The following is a 16799-nucleotide window of genomic DNA, read 5'->3' on the forward strand; positions in this document are numbered from 1 at the left end:
TTTTTTAAACCCGAACTATAATTTAAATATGAAAAACGATCGCCGCTCATTTATCAAAAATGCTGCTATTTGCACAATAGCCAGCTTGGCATTGCCCGAACTGGCATCAGCAGCTTTTGCAGAAGCCGAAGGAAAAACAATTAGTTTAGATGTTAATGACATTGTGCTTTTTCAGGGAGATTCCATTACCGACGCCGGACGCGATAAGGACAAAACCATACCAAATGATATCGGATGTATGGGGAATGGCTACGCGTTAGTAGCCGGATCAAATTTGCTGATGAATCATCCGGATAAAAAACTGCAAATTTATAACAAGGGCGTGAGCGGTAATAAGGTTTACCAGCTGGCCGCCCGCTGGGATAGTGACTGCCTGGATATAAAACCGAACGTGCTAAGCATTTTTGTTGGGGTAAATGATTTTTGGCATACCATGACAGCCGGATATAAAGGCACAATTGAAACCTATCGCACAGACTACAAAAACTTGATCGATCGGACTAAACAAGCGCTGCCTGATGTAAAACTGATAATATGTGAGCCCTATGCTATAAATAAGGTTAATAGGGTAACAGATGTATGGTACCCTAAATTCTATGAATTTCAGGCAGCAGCCCGTGCGATAGCCGAAGAGTACGATACGGGATTTGTTCCATTTCAATCAGTTATAGATAAGGCCATGCAATCGGTCCCTGGTGCGTATTGGACCCGTGATGGAGTTCATCCAAATATGGCAGGCATTAGTTTATTGGCCCATGCCTGGCTTGCAGCTATAGCTTAAACAAGCTGCAGAAACAAGAGGTTGCTTATCATTTATTTTAGCGCCTAATAATTAGGGCCTGCTGCAGTCTAAAAAGCAATATCGTACAAAAAAGTGAATGTTAGTTTGTAGCTTTAGAATTTACTAAATAACATGAAAAATTTATCAGTTTTATCTAAACGCCCTGCCCGTTTTGTTCGGGTACAAATTGTGATGTTGTTATTTCTTTTTTTAGCAGCTAAAGCATCAGTTGGTCAAACAAAAATTGCAAAAGATCCGGCGGTTATCGGGAGATGGGACATTACTATTGATAAAGAAGGTAAAAGTTTACCTTCCTGGCTGGAAGTACAAAAATCTGGTACACATACGCTTATTGGTCGTTTCACCTACGCCTTTGGAAGCGCACGCCCAATTTCAGAGGTTAGACCCAATGATGGCAAATACAGTTTTTCTATTCCGCCCCAGTGGGAAGAAGGAAGCCGGAATATGGACTTTGAATTTGAAGTTAATGGTGAGGTGTTAAAAGGCACCATGGTATACACCGATGGAAAAACTTACAATTTTACCGGTGTCCGCGCTCCACTGCTTATCAGGACTAAAGAACCTGTTTGGGGCAAGGCAATTAATTTATTCAATGGAAAAGATATCAAAGGATGGCATACCGATGGCAAAAATCAGTGGATAGTTGAGTCGGGCGTTTTAAGAAGCCTGCATTCCGGGGCAAATCTAATCAGTGATAAAATCTTTAACGATTTTAAGCTTCATATAGAATTTCGTTATAAACAGGGCAGCAACAGCGGAATTTATTTGCGGGGCAGATACGAAGTACAGGTAATTGACACAAAAAGCGGCGAGCCCGAACCTATTAATAACCAGTTTAGTTCAATTTATGGCTTTTTGCCCCCCAATAAAATGATGGCGAAAAATCCGGGCGAGTGGCAATCATATGATATTACATTAGTCGGCAGAATAGTTACCATAGTAGCAAACAGAACAACTGTTATATGCAGGGAAGTTATACCGGGAATTACCGGCGGCGCAATTAACAGCAAAGAAGGTGAACCCGGGCCTATACTTATCCAGGGAGATCACGGGCCTATTGATTACAGGAACATCACTATCACTCCTGCTAAATAACACGTTACAGTTAATCAGAAAATCCCATTGCTTCTTATCTTGCATTCAGTAAAAAGGCTGCCTTTAGGGCAGCCTCATATCATTTATTAAAAAACAATAACGGATCAGGAAAAGAAGCCCTCGTTTTTGGGTTCTGTGCTGGCCTGGAAGTTAATGTTGTTTTCTGCAATCTCGGTAAGCAGGCTATCAGCCTCTTTTTCCTCCGCTAAGGTTTGACTTAACAGCGCAGCCGCGTCATCGTAACCCAAGGTTTTAGCCAGGGTAACCATTCCTCCATAAGTGGCAATCTCATAATGTTCGGCCTTTTGACCGGCAAATATCAAACCCACATCTCGCTGGGCGGTACCTTCATCGGTATCGTCAATGATATCCTCGCCTTCATCCACAATCCCTGCCATTGCCGGGCATTTGGTTGTATCCACATCTTCACCAATAATACCAAACACCTGTTCCAGCCTGCTTACATGGTTTTTGGTTTGTGCCAGATGATTTCCAAAAGCATTCTTCAGCTCAACAGATGTAGCTGCCTCTTCCATTTTGGGTAGCGTTTTAACCAGTTTTTTTTCGGCCCATAAAAGATCTTCCAGCTGATCAACAAAGAACTCCTTTAATTTAGAATCTGCCCGGTTTTGAATTTGCGTTTCCATAGATCAATCTATTAATGTTTACACTATTTATTATATTAACAGTTAATTAAATTAACAGCACATATGAGGCTTTGTTTATAAAAAAACAACTTTCCCTGGATTATTTTCAGACAAATGTGGATAAATAACGGCTGTGGATTATTTTATAAAACCGAATTGCATTTTTGCTGTTTTTTCCTTTAAGTTAAAATACATTTGGATATAACAATATTTATTAAACAACTACACCTATGGAAACTGTAACTCAAAAACCAGAGCCTCAAAACCGGCAGCCAGGCATTGAGGCGGAGATGGCCCCAAGACCTGAATATATTAAAGAGAACTATAAGCCGGCCGGAAAACTGACCGGTAAGGTAGCTTTAGTAACCGGTGGCGACAGCGGCATAGGCCGGGCAGCATGTGTACACTTCGCAAAAGAAGGTGCCGATATAGCTATAGTTTACCTGGATGAGGACGCTGATGCTCAGGAAACAAAAAATGTGATAGAAGCCGCGGGAAGAAAATGCTTGCTGATCAAAGGCGATGTGAAGGATAGTACTTTTTGTAAGAATGCCGTAAAAACCACGGTTGACGAATTGGGCAAACTCAATATCCTGGTAAATAACGCGGGCATGCAGTTTCCGCAAAAGGAGGTAGAGAACATTACCGACGAGCAACTGGAAATCACTTTCAGAACAAATATCTTTGCCTATTTTTATTTCGCCGAAGCCGCTTTGGAGTATTTAAAAGAAGGTGATTGCATCATCAATACCACCTCGGTCACTGCTTACCGTTCTTCGCCCTCACTCATTGACTATTCATCAACCAAAGGAGCAATTACAACTTTTACGCGGTCACTGGCAACCAATCTTGCAGAAAAGAAGATCAGGGTAAATGCGGTAGCGCCGGGCCCGGTTTGGACCCCATTGATCGTTGCTACATTTGATGAAGAAAAGATCAACAGCTTTGGCAGCGAAACAGCAATGAAACGCGCAGGACAGCCCTCAGAGCTGGGCCCGGCTTATGTTTTCCTGGCTTCAGATGATTCGTCGTTCATAACCGGGCAGGTGATCCACGTAAACGGAGGCGAAGTGGTTAACGGCTAATTCCCTAATTAATTTAATTAACATTTAATTTATTAATTTACAACAATTTATTAAATTTGATGTTGCCTCCTTATGGCACATGAACATCTCTCCGGAATACTTCAACCGTTACCGGAAAAAATAAAGTTACCCCAAACACAGGAACACAATCAATTGAATGACCAACTATATAATAATTTACCCGTTGCTATTTATACCTGCGACCGGCTCGGGTACATCACCTCATTTAATAAAGCAGCAGAAAAACTTTGGGGAAGATCACCGGAAATAGGCAAAGACCTTTGGTGTGGCTCTTGGAAAATATTTAATCCGGACGGAGAACCACTCCTGCTTGACGACTGCCCAATGGCCCGTACCTTAAAGGAGGGAGTAGCCATAGAGGGCGAAGAAATCATCATTGAACGACCTGATGGTACAAGGGTAAATGTACAACCTTGCCCGGTTCCGCTTTTTGATGAACAAGGCCACCTAAGCGGCGCGGTGAATACCCTGATTGATGTGACCGAACAACGAATTGGCGAAGCTAAACAGGCAATGCTGGCAGCCATTATTGAATCTTCAGAAGATGCCATTGTCAGCAAAACATTAAACGGGATAATTACCAGCTGGAATGATGCTGCAAAGCAAATGTTTGGTTATGAAGACCGGGAAATTGTGGGAAAATCAGTTACCTTGCTGATTCCCGGCGATCGCCAGCAAGAAGAACAGGTGATTCTCGGAAAGATCAGGAGCGGTAAAAGGGTAGAGCATTATGAAACAATAAGGGTAACCAAAAACGGCGCTGAAATCCCGGTATCCTTAACCATATCTCCCATCAAAAATACAAAAGGGCGCATCATAGGTGCCTCTAAAATCGTTCGTAATATAGTTCGTCAAAAAACAGCGGAGGAAAGCTTGCAACGCTATGCCGACAACCTTGAAGCATTAAATGACGTGGGCAAAGCAATCTCTGGCAGCCTTGATGTTCAGGAAATATTGCAGAGAGTGATTGACACCACTACTCAAATTACCGGCGCAAGCTGTGGCGCTTTCTTTTACAATCAGTTGAATGAAAACGAGGAGTCCATTATGCTTTACGTCTTGTCGGGTCAGCAAAAGGAAACCCTTAAACAGTTTATTATACCTAACAATGTAACCGAGTTCCCTTCTGCTTTTAATGTGGAGCATATCATAAGGGTAGATGATGTTACCAAATATCCGGAATATCACACAAATACGCCTTTTCACAGCATGGCAGCCGGGTATTTGCCTGTTGCCAGCTATATGGCCATCCCTGTAATTTCCAAATCAGGAAAGATAGTAGGCGGCTTGTTCTATGGCCATCCGAAGCCTGCAAAGTTTACAAAAGCACATGAGAGTTTGGTTGCTGGTATAGCCAATCATGCAGGCATTACACTTGATAATGCTAAATTATATGAACAGGTACAAAAACTAAATGCCAAAAAGGATGAATTTATAGGTTTGGCCAGCCATGAATTAAAAACACCTATCACCAGTTTAAGCGGATACCTTCAAATTATCAATAAAAGATTACCAGACAACGACCAGAACAAGTCTTTTATTGAAAAGGCATTGCTTCAAATTGGCAAACTATCCGGACTGCTTTCTGATTTGCTGGATGTTTCTAAAATTGAAACAGGTCAACTACCGCTCACCTATTCTTCATTTGAGTTCCGCCACCTGATACAGGAGGTAATTGAACAAATGCAGTATTCAACCAAATCGCACAGGATTGTTTTGCAGCAGGAAATTGGACCGTTGATAATTTCAGCAGATAAACAGCGTATAGAACAAGTATTGATCAACCTGATCTCAAACGCTATAAAATATTCGCCTGAGGCTGACCAGGTAAATGTAAAAGTGGTATTAAACGATAACTCGGTGCGTGTTATGGTACAGGATTTTGGCCTTGGCATATCACAAGATCAATGGGAGCACATTTTCTCCAGGTTTTACCGGGTTGAAGAACTGGCCTCTCATATATCAGGGTTAGGCATTGGCTTATATATTTGCAAAGAGATAGTTAACCGTCATCAGGGTGAGCTATGGGTAGAAAGCACACCGGGAAAGGGCTCTGTTTTCTTTTTTGAAATCCCGGTAAATTAACTTGCGTACTGGAATTTTGTCATGTTTCCTCTTCCAGGATTTGCAGCTCGATATACTGCGTTTCTTATCATTTTCCGCAATACACATATTTCACATTTTAGTATACATTTATTACTAAACTTCTGTTTTAACATTGTTACCATCGTACTTTGTATAAGGAAACTTTTTCTGAATTGCTCATTGGTAATTTTATGTTGATTAAAAACCTAAATATGTTAAATCGTCTTGTTCATCATTTGAGAAATAGTGGTCAATTTTCAAAAAGAATAAAGAAGAGGTACGAAACATTTTGGCTTGATTCTGAAGCAGAGCACATCAGAAATACTCCAATGAGCCAAAATGACAGCATTGAAAAATGGAAAGCTGCTCCGTACTGGCAAAGAAGGTTAAGCAATAAATATAACGCCCGGGAATTCGCCAAGATGCACGGTTGCCAGGTACCGGATCTGTATTGGAAAGGTGCCGATATTGAAACCATCGATTTTTCGAAACTCCCTCCCTATTACGTTATTCGCCCTACTGTAGGGCATTCCTGCAATTTGGTTTTTGTTATGGATAATGGGCAAAACCTTTTTGATAAAAAGCACTATCAGCATGACGAAATAAAAGCTATCTTAAAAAGAGAGATAACTAAAAACCAATCCCTCGAGTTTTTAATTGAAGAGTTTTTAAAAACTGAAGATGGACTATATACGATACCTACCGATTATAAATTTTATTGTTTTAATGGCGAAATAGCTTGTTTGTATGCCATAAACAGATTAAGCCCTAAAAGCGGATATGGTACTTTTTATGACGAAAACTGGAATCAATTAAAAAAGGTACAATTCAATTATCCGCCCATCGCTAACCAGAAAGCGCCTGCTTGTTTTAAAGAGATGGTTGAAACAGCAAAAACTTTAAGTAAAAGCTACGACATGTTTGTGCGGATTGATTTATATGCAACCTCAAAGGGCTGCGTTTTTGGTGAATTTACCCCTACCCCATCAATGGGAATGAATTTTACAAGCTTTGGTAAAAAACTGATGATCAGATATTGGGATAAATATTGCTGTGGCTATATTTAGCGAATTTAACCCAACTGGCCGGTTAGCTAATCACTCTCTCTTTACAATTGGTTACAAAATTAGTCGGGGTGTTGCGCGCTGTTTTAGGAGGTAGTGTCTGTTATGGCATTAATGTGTACTATAACGTGTACTAAATTGTGAACTAACAAAAACAGATATGAAAACACACTGCAAAAAAACAAACAACTAATAAGAATAAATGCGTTATAATATTTCAATAAATATCAATTATATCCAAAAAAACTATCAAATTTTAACATATTTATAATAATTATATTAATATGCAAATTAGGCACACATATTGTTCCTATAAAATAATAATTCCTTAAGGGGTTATTTTAATTAATAGTTGGGAGATTAGCAGGGGTGCTATCTCCCTTTATTTTTTATCTAAATTATGGTGTTGGACTTATTGACAATTGGGGTTCTTTTAGAAAAAAGCTTTTCTTAAATATGTAGACGTCCTACGCCGTTTTTGAGTGCCGCAGTGCTTCAAACAGCTCAATTATTTTTTTTTGGAGATCAATAATTTCAGCCTCATGATCCATTAAAAGCCTATTGGCCGTCTCCAATTCAGTCATATGCTGTGGTGGATCTTGTTTAACATCTTCTAATGTAATTAGCTGAATTATAGACATTTCAAATAATGCTGCGATCCTTTCAAGTTTTGATAAGTTAATATCAGTTATTCCATTTTCAATCTTTGACAAAGCCAAAATAGAAATATCAATACGCTTTGCGACATCACCCTGGCTCATCCCCCGCTGATAACGTAGATATTTGATCTTTTGTCCAATTGTTTTCATATTACTAAAATAACATAAATAGACGAAAAATATTATTAAATCCATTCAAATTTCCGTTGAGGGTAGATTATGGAAATAATTTGTTGTCCAATATATAATACCATTTATTTACAAGCCCGCAGAATGGCTCACTAAACATTCGACATGAGTTTTATAACACTTTTTAACACCATTTGTTCAATGTTTATACAAAGTTTCACAACCTGATATACATCCGTTGTCCCTGATAAACAACGAATTAAAATTTAACATATATTTATTTAATAGGAACCAACCAATTATTCATTTCTTTTAAATAAAATGAGCAAGTTATGAAACTTAATCTTGATAGCCCTTAATGCTATGCTTAAGCACTTGAAATAACTATAAAGGCAATTACAAGATACCTGGAATTTGATCTTTCCAGCCGGCCATATATTTAGCTATCATAGCTATTAAACCGGCTTATTAAATTGATCTGTGAAATTTGAAGTAGAGTTTGGGATGCAATTGGTAACAAGAGCTATTTTGTAATCGAGATCACATACATTCATAATAAAAAGATCACTAATCCATTCATTATTTTTTAAATGTTGATCTGACAATAGTTTTTCTAAGTTAAAATTCGTAGGCCATTCAAAACCACCGTTTTAAGCGTTTTTTATAATAAAATTTACAAGCAGGGGGTTCTTTTAACACTTGAATGAATAACAACGATTACACAAATAAGTTGTAATTTTGTAGGCCAGGATATAAACGTAATATGAGGTTATAAAATTAACTATTATTTAATTTATCCTCTTAAAAAGACATCAGAATTGTTAGGTGTTTACCGATATGGCAAGCAGGAGTTTAAAGGAAGGATTATACCAACAAATTTGCTGAGTATGTAAAGCGAGGGGTATGCAATTTTTAGAAACGAGGATTGTTTTTTCGGTTCCGTGTTTGAAATTTATTCACTATTACTTCATAAAAGAACCTCATCTTAGACAAAGTTAAATTCATTTGTACAAGTAATAAACTGGTAATAAAAAGGTTAATAATAGCAGCTATTACCCATTTGAATAGTCTATATAATTATGATACGGATGAACGCGATTGGCAAAATACCAGGGATTTATTTTTTTTAAAGAATATTGACAAAAAAATAAATTTTATATGAAATTAACGTAACTATTCATTGGATTTTTACGTAATATGTTAATTAATAATTAATATCAATCAACTATATTTTGTTTGATCTTTTTATCAAGACCAACATTTAATTGTATTACTGTTAGCATAGTTTGAAAGAATGATCAACAGACAAAAAAAACGGGCCCAAAATATTATCAGATGCCATAAGAATGTGGAAGTCTTAAATTTGATCAGATTGGAAAAAATTAAAATTGACAATCTGAGAAGCGAGCTTTCGGCCACACCCAGCCCTAACTTTATAAGTTATTTTAAAGATGATATCTGCGTAATCAATGGCTTCACCAAGCACCAGGCTGTAAAAATTGAACTTGAAGCTCTTATTATGGCAATTGAAAAGGCAGAGGTAAATTTTAAAGATTACCATCACCATTTAGATTCATTGCTAAATCAGATCAATGCGATCAGTTCACAATAGAACAATAATTTAAACAGTAAATAAATCAATCAGCTGTATTCTGGCTATTACATCTGCACACCCAACAGCCCTTTCATATACCCTTAAGTTATTATCGGGTAAGCTCCCAATTCATTTAATGCCATTTTAAGCCTGCTAATAACCACAGCCGGCGCAATTTGCTTCATACAGATATTATCTTCACACACCAGCTTGCCGCAGCCTGTGCTCAAATTACATGCAACCTCATGATTCAGCAGCACCACCTGATCTTCAAAAAAGCTAAAAGGTTTCCATACGCTTTTATTTACAGTACCGCTAAACAGTACAATAACCTTTTTTTTCAGCAAGGCGGCTATATGCGAAAAACCCGAATCCAGGCCCAAAAACAAACTACAGTTTTTTAACACATAAATAGACTGGAGAATGGAATATTTACCAATACACGAAACCACATTTGGCATTGCCGAAATTATATTATGCTGCTCAACGGTTAGATCCTGATTTATACCTAAAACATAAACAGGTATTTCCTTTGATAGCGCGGCAATTGTTTCTATGAAAAACTCAACCGGCCATTTCCGGGCCTGAGCCCCTGTACCAAGATGAACCGCCATAAAACGCGGGGGAAAAACATGGTCTGTTATTGTATCATATGGCATATCCTCCTCGTTCCAATAGTCAGCTAAATTCTTCGGCGTTAATTTTAAATAATTAAAAAGAGGGTTAAACAAGCCCGAAACGTGTCCTTCTGGTTCAAATGGTAAAACCACATCTAATAAAGCGCCACCGCCCCCAACATCATAACCGGCAAATAATTTTTTGCGGGTAAAGAAACTAATGAAAAAGTTATTTCGCAGATCGCCCCGCACGTCATATATTAAACCGGTTGATATTTTATTTAACTGACTGATGTAACTTAAGTAGGATACCTTTTTATTTCTTGCGAAATAAGGAGCATCCGCAACTGTTACCGAATCGATGAATTTTAAACGGCTCGCAATAGTAAAATTCTGGCTGCTCACCAATAAATTGATATGGTAATTGGTGACAGATTTGAGTGTTTTTAAAGCAGGCAGCATAAGTATCATATCACCGATATGGGCAAGCTGGATAATGGTTATCTCATCAAAATTTTGAGCGGCCGGTTTTTTATCTTTTCTTTTCCATACGGAGTATAACACCTTATCAATAAGCTTAATTCTTTTTAATGTCCTCACAGGCATGTTAGGATAAAATCTGTATTGTATATCTTTCATCGTAAGGTGTTTTTATAATATTTTTTTATCCATGAACTGAAATGGCGGATAAGTTGTAAAGGGAGATGAATTACAAAAGATTATCGAAGCCTAATCAGCTCGTTTTTGTGATTCTTTGCAGGGAGTAAAGAGAGGACGGTAAATTCAATTGGATTACCAAGAATTTACTTTAAATGCTTGAATTTAATATTCCTTTGAATTGCCTTGGCGGCAAACAACAGAATATGATTCAGAGGGGCAAACTTGAGCAAGCTGCCTGGCATTTTATTTGACCGACTGGTTAGGAATTTGATTCCGGATTTTTTCAATTATTGATGTGGATGAATAGCCGCTAATAAAATCAATTGTTTTTACCTCGCCCCCATTGGCTATAACTTCTTTGGCACCAACTATACCATCTATTGAATAATCGGCTCCTTTAACCAGGATATCGGGCATAAGGTCATTTATTAAATTAAGCGGGTCATCTTCATTAAATATGGTTACAGCATCCACAAAAAACATTGAAGCCAGTAATACCGCCCGACTGTTTTGATCATTAACAGGCCGGCTTTCGCCCTTAATACGCTTAACTGAAGCATCAGCATTGAGCCCAATAATAAGTTTATCGCCTAAACTTGCTGCCTTTGAAAGGTAAGTAAGGTGCCCAATATGCAGCAAATCAAACACACCATTAGTAAAAACAACCTTTTTGCCTTCGCTCTGCCAACCTTGCAACCTAATTTTCAGCGAGTTAACATCCCGTATCTTATCCAGCAATATTTGTTCAAAGTCAATTTTCATAAAGGCTAAAACAAGGCATCAACGGCTTTACAAAATATGTGACCAATTAATATATGCATTTCCTGGATACGTGCTGTTGTGTCTGACGGAACAACAATATTCACATCGCACATACCATTCATCTTACCACCATCTTTACCCGTCAATCCGATAGTTTTGCAATTTAAATTTTTGGCTGATTGAATGGCATTTATAATTCCCATGCTGTTTCCGCTGGTAGAAATGCCTATGAAGAGATCGCCCGGCTGCGCAAATGCTTCCAATTGCCTTGAAAAAACATGCTCATAACCGTAATCATTGGCTATTGCTGTAATTGCAGACGTATCGGTTGTTAACGCTATACCCGGTAAAGGCTTGCGCTCCTTAACAAAGCGACCTGTTAATTCAGCAGCAATATGCTGGGCATCGCCGGCGCTGCCACCGTTTCCGGCAAGCAGTACTTTATTTCCATTTTTAATGGTGCTGCTAATAAGTTCACTACCCGCCTCAATATCGGCAATAAGTACTTCTACAACTTTCTTTATAGTAATGGAATGCTCATTAAGTTCTTCTAAAACCATTGGGCTGATATTAGTAATTAAGATTCAGGTTGATTATGTTGTGTTTGCGGCATTGCAAGCCGCGAATTTTAGACAGATGCCTTTAATCTTTGCTCTTCACTTTCAGCAATATCCTTAATAATTTCGGCTACTGTGGTAGTAGCACTGCCTAAATGGCGTATTACAATGGCTGCAGCGTGATTAGCCAGTTCGCAGGCGTCTTCCAGACTAAGCCCCATAGCCAGGAAATAAGCCATGGTTGATAAAACAGTATCGCCGGCGCCGGTAACATCAAAAACTTCAGTCGCTTTTACAGGTAACGCAACCTGGTTATGTTTACCCAGGATCACCATACCTTGCTCCGACAGTGTGACTACAAGATATTCGGCCCCGGTTTGTTCCAGAATAATATCGGCAGCATGTTTTAAACTCTCCATTGAATTTATCTGATCCAGTTTTACTGCTTCAGCCAATTCCTTTCGGTTGGGTTTAATAATATATGCGCCTTTGTATTTTTCAAAATTAGTCCCTTTGGGGTCAATTATAACCCTCTTACCCATACGCACAGCAGTTGTTATAATTTGTTGTGTTAATTGAGGCGAGAATAATCCTTTATTATAATCAGATAAAACTACCAGATCTGCGGTATCTATATAAGCGGTTACCTTATCTATCAATTCATTTTCAATGTCTGAAGGTAGTGCATCCGTTATTTCCCTGTCCAGCCGCACCAATTGATGATTCCCTACCAGTACCCGGGTTTTCACTGTTGTTGTTCTGCTGTTTTCTTTGATAACGGCATCAATCTCAGTTCCTTCATCTGTCAATAACCTCATAAGCTGGTTACCTGTGGCATCATTGCCAATTACACCGCCAACGGTTACCTGCGCGCCAAGCGAGATCAGGTTTTGCACCACATTACCCGCACCTCCTAATGTGACTGATTCACTATTTACGTTAACCACCGGTACCGGCGCTTCGGGAGAAAGCCTGGTGGCATTACCCCATATGTAATGATCTACCATGAGGTCGCCTATAACAAGAATAGTTGGCTTTTTTGTTGATAATTGAATATAATTCAGCGTATCTGTGTTCATTTTGTACAAGGTAGTTTTTGTTAAGAAATCAGATTAATATGCGTTGTCTTCGCCTTTTATAATATTGGCAACTGTCATATAAATTATTTTCAGGTCAAGCCACATCGACCAGTTTTCCAGATACCAAATATCAAACTCAACCCTTTTCTGCATCAAAATTGGATCCTTTGTTTCGCCCCTGTAACCATTTACCTGAGCCCAGCCGGTTATTCCTGATTTTAAGAAGTGCCGAACCATGTATTGATTTATTATTTCGCTGTATTCCTTAGTCATATTTAAAGGATGCGGGCGCGGACCAATAACACTCATATCTCCCAGTAGCACATTAAAAAACTGCGGTAATTCATCAAGGCTTGTTTTTCGCAAAAAGCGACCGATTTTAGTGATCCTGTCATCGTCTTTTGTAGCCTGTTTATCAGCCTGATCATTCATTTTCATGCTCCTGAACTTATAACATAAAAATGAACCATTGTCCTTTCCGCTCCTTAATTGTTTAAACAATACAGGGCCCGGGCTCTGTATTTTTATAATTAAGCCAATTATTGGATACAGCCAGCTTAATATAAATATGATAACCAATGAGCTGAACAAGATATCGAACACTCTTTTCTTAAACCTGTTCTCTACCTCCTCTAAAGGTTCGTTCCTTGTGCTTAACACAGCAAACTCACCCATATAGCTAAGCTTTAGTCTATTGGTCATTGAATTTGATATATCAGGAACAAGCTTTAAACGCAGGCAATGCTTTTCGGCCTCTTTTTGTAAAAAATCATACTCTCTGATCCTTTCAGGTGCAAGTGAAACATATATATCTTTTATACCGCTTTTGGCAGCTGAATTCATCTGCTCTAATATGGCCGGCAAAATTTTGCCTGAATTATCCAGATATGAATTATTTTCCTGATTTAAAAAACCTTCAAAAGCAAAATGGCTATTACTGTCCTGAAAGAACCCGGCCAGGCGTAACCCCATTGAGTTTAACCCAATAATTGCAACAGGCCTGGTAATCCTAAAGTGCTTTTTCAGGCTTTTTTCAAAAGCCGAACCTACAAACCTGTTAGATAGTAAGCCCAAAAGCAATAAGCCATAAAAGATCACCAGTATGCTAATTGGTATATGAAGATCTTTAGCTAACAGCACATATGAAAAAAACAATACGGTGTACAGCATAAAGCTTTTAATGGTTAATCTGTATATATCATCCAGCTTATGTTTGAACTTACTGGTATATAGTCCAAAAACCATTGTGGCAAGTATCCAAAGATAGTTAGCAACTATCAGTGCACTCATATCATTGTTCGGTTTTAAATTAAAGAAACTATTGACTGCCAAGAATGACAAATTGACGACCAGCAGATCAGTAACCGACATAATTAAATAAATCAGGTATAAGTAGCGTGTTTTCATAGTGATTTTAATTTAATGTATGTTATGATTTGAATAATTTAAAAAAAACGACTTATTATTAGTAGTATAACTATACTATTAATTCACAAACTGATAATATCTCTATCCATCGTTTATGATTATATTAATCATTAGCTTAAATACTTAACAATAATACAATTTACACCGCTTAAAACAGGCCGAATTAAATCAATGGGTAAATAATGTATAAAACTGAGAAATAGTGTGTTGCTTTTGTGCAATCAGTTATGGTTTAACTTAATAACCAGATTTAAGCGGTCTTCTTTTCTGACTGATTGACCACCTGTCTGCCTATACTATTGTAATAAAATCCACGGTCAATCATTTTGTCCAGATCATATAGGTTACGCCCATCAAAAATCACTTTATGCTTTAACAGCGTTTCCATCAAATCAAAGTCGGGCGTGCGGAATGTGCTCCATTCTGTAAGGATTAACAGAGCGTCGGCGCCTTGTAGCGCTTCATAATGATCATCTGCATAAGAAATTTTGACGCCAATAAGATATTTAACGTTATTAATAGCCTCAGGATCATAAGCAACAATTTTTGCACCGCCTTTAAGCAATTCGTCTATTACATATAAGGCAGGCGCCTCACGTATGTCATCAGTTTCGGGTTTAAATGCAAGTCCCCACAAAGCAAATACCTTACCTTCAATATTGCCGCCATAATATTTTTTTAGCTTTTCCACAAATACCTTCCTTTGGATAGCATTTACCTCCATTACCGAATTCAGTATCTTAAAATCATACTGATTATCTTCGGCAGACCTTGCAAGCGCCTGTACATCCTTAGGAAAGCAACTGCCTCCATAGCCAATACCCGGAAATAAAAACCGCTTTCCAATACGATCGTCAGAGCCTATGCCAAGCCTCACCATATCTACGTTGGCACCTACTAACTCGCATAAATTGGCTATCTCATTCATAAAAGAGATCTTGGTGGCCAAAAATGAATTCGCGGCATATTTGGTTAATTCCGATGATCGTTCATCCATAAAAATAACCGGATTCCCTTGCCGCACATAAGGGGCATAAAGCTCACTCATTAACCTGCGGGCCCTTTCATCTGTTGTTCCTACAACAATACGGTCAGGCTTCATAAAATCTTCTACTGCAACCCCTTCTCTTAAAAATTCGGGGTTTGATACAACTGCAACTTCCACATCTGTATATTGTTCAAACACCGCGCTTACCTTATCTGCAGTGCCTACAGGTACTGTTGATTTAGTAACAATAACTTTATAAGAGGTAATTAGTAGGGCGATATCCTTTGCTGCACCTAAAACGTAACTCAGGTCTGCCGAACCATTTTCACCGGGAGGGGTTGGTAAGGCCAAAAATATGATTTGAGCGTTTTCAATCGCGCTTGCAAGGTTGTTGGTAAAAAATAATCGTTCCTGGATTATGTTACGGTGAAAAAGTAACTCAAGCCCGGGTTCGTAAATAGGTAACTGTCCCTGCTGCATCATGGTTACTTTTTGTTCATTAATATCAACACAGGTTACCTGGTTTCCCGTTTCTGCTAAACATGTTCCTGTTACAAGGCCTACATAGCCAGTTCCGATAATGGCGATTTTCATAGTTTTTTAAAGTTATAGTGAATAAACAGTGGATTTTTAATTACGCTGGGCGGTCTTACCCAGATTAACCATGAATTTTTCGCGGGCAGTAATAACAGATAAATAATACCTGATATAAAACACAAGGATCTTTTCTGCTAACCGAAGATCTTTTCCTTTTTTTTGGATTAACCGGATACTTTTTACCGGCGGCCTAAGATCATATATAAGATTTATAATTGATTTGAACTTGTTTTTGCCTTCTGGTTTGCCAAAACCTGCCTGCCCTCCGCCCACACGTTTCGCTTTGCTTATTAATTCGCTTAAGTTATGCCTGGCCGGATGATTAATTACAGCATTATCTACATATTCAATTTTAAACCCGGCATCACGCGCCCTTATTGACCATTCATAGTCGCCTCCTGATAAAAGGTCCTCTCTAAATAATCCTACTTTATCAAAAACATGCCTGTAACTGAACATGTTTCCGGTAACACCGGTGCCGTCCTGGTTTACATATATGTCCTGATTAAAAGCATATATTTTTTCATACAATTCAGCTTCAGTAAGCTTTTTGGAATGATAATACAGATTGATCCTGCCGGCTATCCTGTCGCAGTCATTACTCTCCAAAAATTTCACTGCATTTGTAATCCAGTCTTTATCAGCAATGCAGTCTGAGTCGGTAAAACCTATAATTGAACCGGTAGACAACGAAATGCCTGTATTTCGGGCGGCATATGATCCCGGGGTTTTCTCTGTAATTACTTTACAGTTTTGCGGAATATCGTAACCCGCAGGAATTTTGTCTTCCGCATAGTTATTTACTACTATAATCTCAAAAAGCTCGGGATTATAACTTTGCTCCTTAAGCGAATTAAGACATAATGACAATCTATCCCAATCTTTATAAGTGGGAATAATTATGGACACTTCTTTATTGTTCATAATAAA

General features: G+C 38.3%; 15 protein-coding genes. 6 read left to right on the forward strand and 9 right to left on the reverse strand.

Translation table 11 applies throughout. The annotated features are described in order from the left end of the window. The first annotated feature begins 28 nt into the window (after window positions 1–28). Window positions 29–781: an SGNH/GDSL hydrolase family protein gene (locus J2W55_RS20160; RefSeq protein ID WP_310100032.1), complete on the forward strand. Its 753-nt coding sequence runs from the start codon at window positions 29–31 to the stop codon at window positions 779–781. A 132-nt stretch (window positions 782–913) separates the two neighbouring features. Beyond that, window positions 914–1897, forward strand: coding sequence for a 3-keto-disaccharide hydrolase (locus tag J2W55_RS20165; protein ID WP_310100034.1), 984 nt, complete (start codon window positions 914–916; stop codon window positions 1895–1897). Between the two features lie 104 nt (window positions 1898–2001). On the opposite strand, the gene J2W55_RS20170 is transcribed toward J2W55_RS20165, so the two are convergent. Continuing rightward, window positions 2002–2544, reverse strand: coding sequence for a YciE/YciF ferroxidase family protein (locus J2W55_RS20170; protein WP_310100037.1), 543 nt, complete (start codon window positions 2542–2544; stop codon window positions 2002–2004). Window positions 2545–2774: 230 nt separating this feature from the next. Between J2W55_RS20170 and J2W55_RS20175 the strand changes: the two genes are divergently transcribed. The 3 genes from J2W55_RS20175 (at window position 2775) to J2W55_RS20185 (ending at window position 6802) form a co-directional block, all read left to right on the forward strand. Continuing rightward, complete coding sequence (locus J2W55_RS20175; protein WP_310100039.1) at window positions 2775–3629, forward strand: SDR family oxidoreductase; 855 nt, start codon at window positions 2775–2777, stop codon at window positions 3627–3629. Between the two features lie 72 nt (window positions 3630–3701). Then, window positions 3702–5735 (forward strand): PAS domain S-box protein, encoded by a 2034-nt coding sequence (locus tag J2W55_RS20180; RefSeq protein WP_310100042.1) that lies wholly within the window; start codon window positions 3702–3704, stop codon window positions 5733–5735. Window positions 5736–5947: 212 nt separating this feature from the next. Then, entirely contained in the window at window positions 5948–6802 is an 855-nt protein-coding gene (locus tag J2W55_RS20185) for an ATP-grasp fold amidoligase family protein (RefSeq protein ID WP_310100046.1), read from the forward strand. Window positions 6803–7266: 464 nt separating this feature from the next. Here J2W55_RS20185 and J2W55_RS20190 read toward each other — a convergent pair whose 3' ends face one another. After that, window positions 7267–7608: a helix-turn-helix domain-containing protein gene (locus J2W55_RS20190; RefSeq protein ID WP_310100049.1), complete on the reverse strand. Its 342-nt coding sequence runs from the start codon at window positions 7606–7608 to the stop codon at window positions 7267–7269. A 1351-nt stretch (window positions 7609–8959) separates the two neighbouring features. On the opposite strand from J2W55_RS20190, the gene J2W55_RS20195 reads away from it, so the two are divergent. Beyond that, window positions 8960–9199, forward strand: coding sequence for a hypothetical protein (locus J2W55_RS20195; RefSeq protein WP_310100052.1), 240 nt, complete (start codon window positions 8960–8962; stop codon window positions 9197–9199). An 83-nt stretch (window positions 9200–9282) separates the two neighbouring features. On the opposite strand, the gene J2W55_RS20200 is transcribed toward J2W55_RS20195, so the two are convergent. The 7 genes from J2W55_RS20200 to J2W55_RS20230 form a co-directional block, all read right to left on the reverse strand. Beyond that, window positions 9283–10437, reverse strand: a complete 1155-nt coding sequence (locus J2W55_RS20200) for a glycosyltransferase family 9 protein (protein ID WP_310100055.1) — start codon at window positions 10435–10437, stop codon at window positions 9283–9285. Window positions 10438–10701: 264 nt separating this feature from the next. After that, on the reverse strand, window positions 10702–11220 hold the full coding sequence (gene rfaE2, locus J2W55_RS20205; protein ID WP_310100057.1) for a D-glycero-beta-D-manno-heptose 1-phosphate adenylyltransferase: 519 nt from the start codon (window positions 11218–11220) through the stop codon (window positions 10702–10704). A 5-nt stretch (window positions 11221–11225) separates the two neighbouring features. Further along, window positions 11226–11780 carry a D-sedoheptulose 7-phosphate isomerase gene (gene gmhA, locus J2W55_RS20210; RefSeq protein ID WP_310100060.1) on the reverse strand — a complete coding sequence of 185 codons (555 nt, stop codon included), beginning with the start codon at window positions 11778–11780 and terminating at the stop codon, window positions 11226–11228. Between the two features lie 68 nt (window positions 11781–11848). Next, entirely contained in the window at window positions 11849–12856 is a 1008-nt protein-coding gene (gene rfaE1, locus J2W55_RS20215; protein ID WP_310100062.1) for a D-glycero-beta-D-manno-heptose-7-phosphate kinase, read from the reverse strand. A 33-nt stretch (window positions 12857–12889) separates the two neighbouring features. Next, entirely contained in the window at window positions 12890–14263 is a 1374-nt protein-coding gene (locus tag J2W55_RS20220; RefSeq protein ID WP_310100064.1) for an undecaprenyl-phosphate glucose phosphotransferase, read from the reverse strand. A gap of 271 nt (window positions 14264–14534) precedes the next feature. Then, a complete protein-coding gene (locus J2W55_RS20225) occupies window positions 14535–15866 on the reverse strand; it encodes a UDP-glucose dehydrogenase family protein (RefSeq protein ID WP_310100076.1) in 1332 nt (443 codons plus the stop codon). Window positions 15867–15902: 36 nt separating this feature from the next. After that, on the reverse strand, window positions 15903–16793 hold the full coding sequence (locus tag J2W55_RS20230) for a glycosyltransferase family 2 protein (RefSeq protein ID WP_310100078.1): 891 nt from the start codon (window positions 16791–16793) through the stop codon (window positions 15903–15905). Window positions 16794–16799: the final 6 nt, after the last annotated feature.

This window comes from Mucilaginibacter pocheonensis, from assembly GCF_031456535.1.
Classification (GTDB): Bacteria; Bacteroidota; Bacteroidia; order Sphingobacteriales; family Sphingobacteriaceae; genus Mucilaginibacter; species Mucilaginibacter pocheonensis.

Coding starts and splice junctions, on each gene's coding strand:
- rfaE1 (WP_310100062.1), bottom strand. CDS start 12,856: ATGAACACAGATACGCTGAATTATATTCAATTATCAACAAAAAAGCCA.
- J2W55_RS20200 (WP_310100055.1), bottom strand. CDS start 10,437: ATGAAAGATATACAATACAGATTTTATCCTAACATGCCTGTGAGGACA.
- J2W55_RS20185 (WP_310100046.1), top strand. CDS start 5,948: ATGTTAAATCGTCTTGTTCATCATTTGAGAAATAGTGGTCAATTTTCA.
- J2W55_RS20175 (WP_310100039.1), top strand. CDS start 2,775: ATGGAAACTGTAACTCAAAAACCAGAGCCTCAAAACCGGCAGCCAGGC.
- J2W55_RS20165 (WP_310100034.1), top strand. CDS start 914: ATGAAAAATTTATCAGTTTTATCTAAACGCCCTGCCCGTTTTGTTCGG.
- J2W55_RS20220 (WP_310100064.1), bottom strand. CDS start 14,263: ATGAAAACACGCTACTTATACCTGATTTATTTAATTATGTCGGTTACT.
- gmhA (WP_310100060.1), bottom strand. CDS start 11,780: ATGGTTTTAGAAGAACTTAATGAGCATTCCATTACTATAAAGAAAGTT.
- J2W55_RS20190 (WP_310100049.1), bottom strand. CDS start 7,608: ATGAAAACAATTGGACAAAAGATCAAATATCTACGTTATCAGCGGGGG.
- J2W55_RS20160 (WP_310100032.1), top strand. CDS start 29: ATGAAAAACGATCGCCGCTCATTTATCAAAAATGCTGCTATTTGCACA.
- J2W55_RS20225 (WP_310100076.1), bottom strand. CDS start 15,866: ATGAAAATCGCCATTATCGGAACTGGCTATGTAGGCCTTGTAACAGGA.
- rfaE2 (WP_310100057.1), bottom strand. CDS start 11,220: ATGAAAATTGACTTTGAACAAATATTGCTGGATAAGATACGGGATGTT.
- J2W55_RS20180 (WP_310100042.1), top strand. CDS start 3,702: ATGGCACATGAACATCTCTCCGGAATACTTCAACCGTTACCGGAAAAA.
- J2W55_RS20170 (WP_310100037.1), bottom strand. CDS start 2,544: ATGGAAACGCAAATTCAAAACCGGGCAGATTCTAAATTAAAGGAGTTC.
- J2W55_RS20230 (WP_310100078.1), bottom strand. CDS start 16,793: ATGAACAATAAAGAAGTGTCCATAATTATTCCCACTTATAAAGATTGG.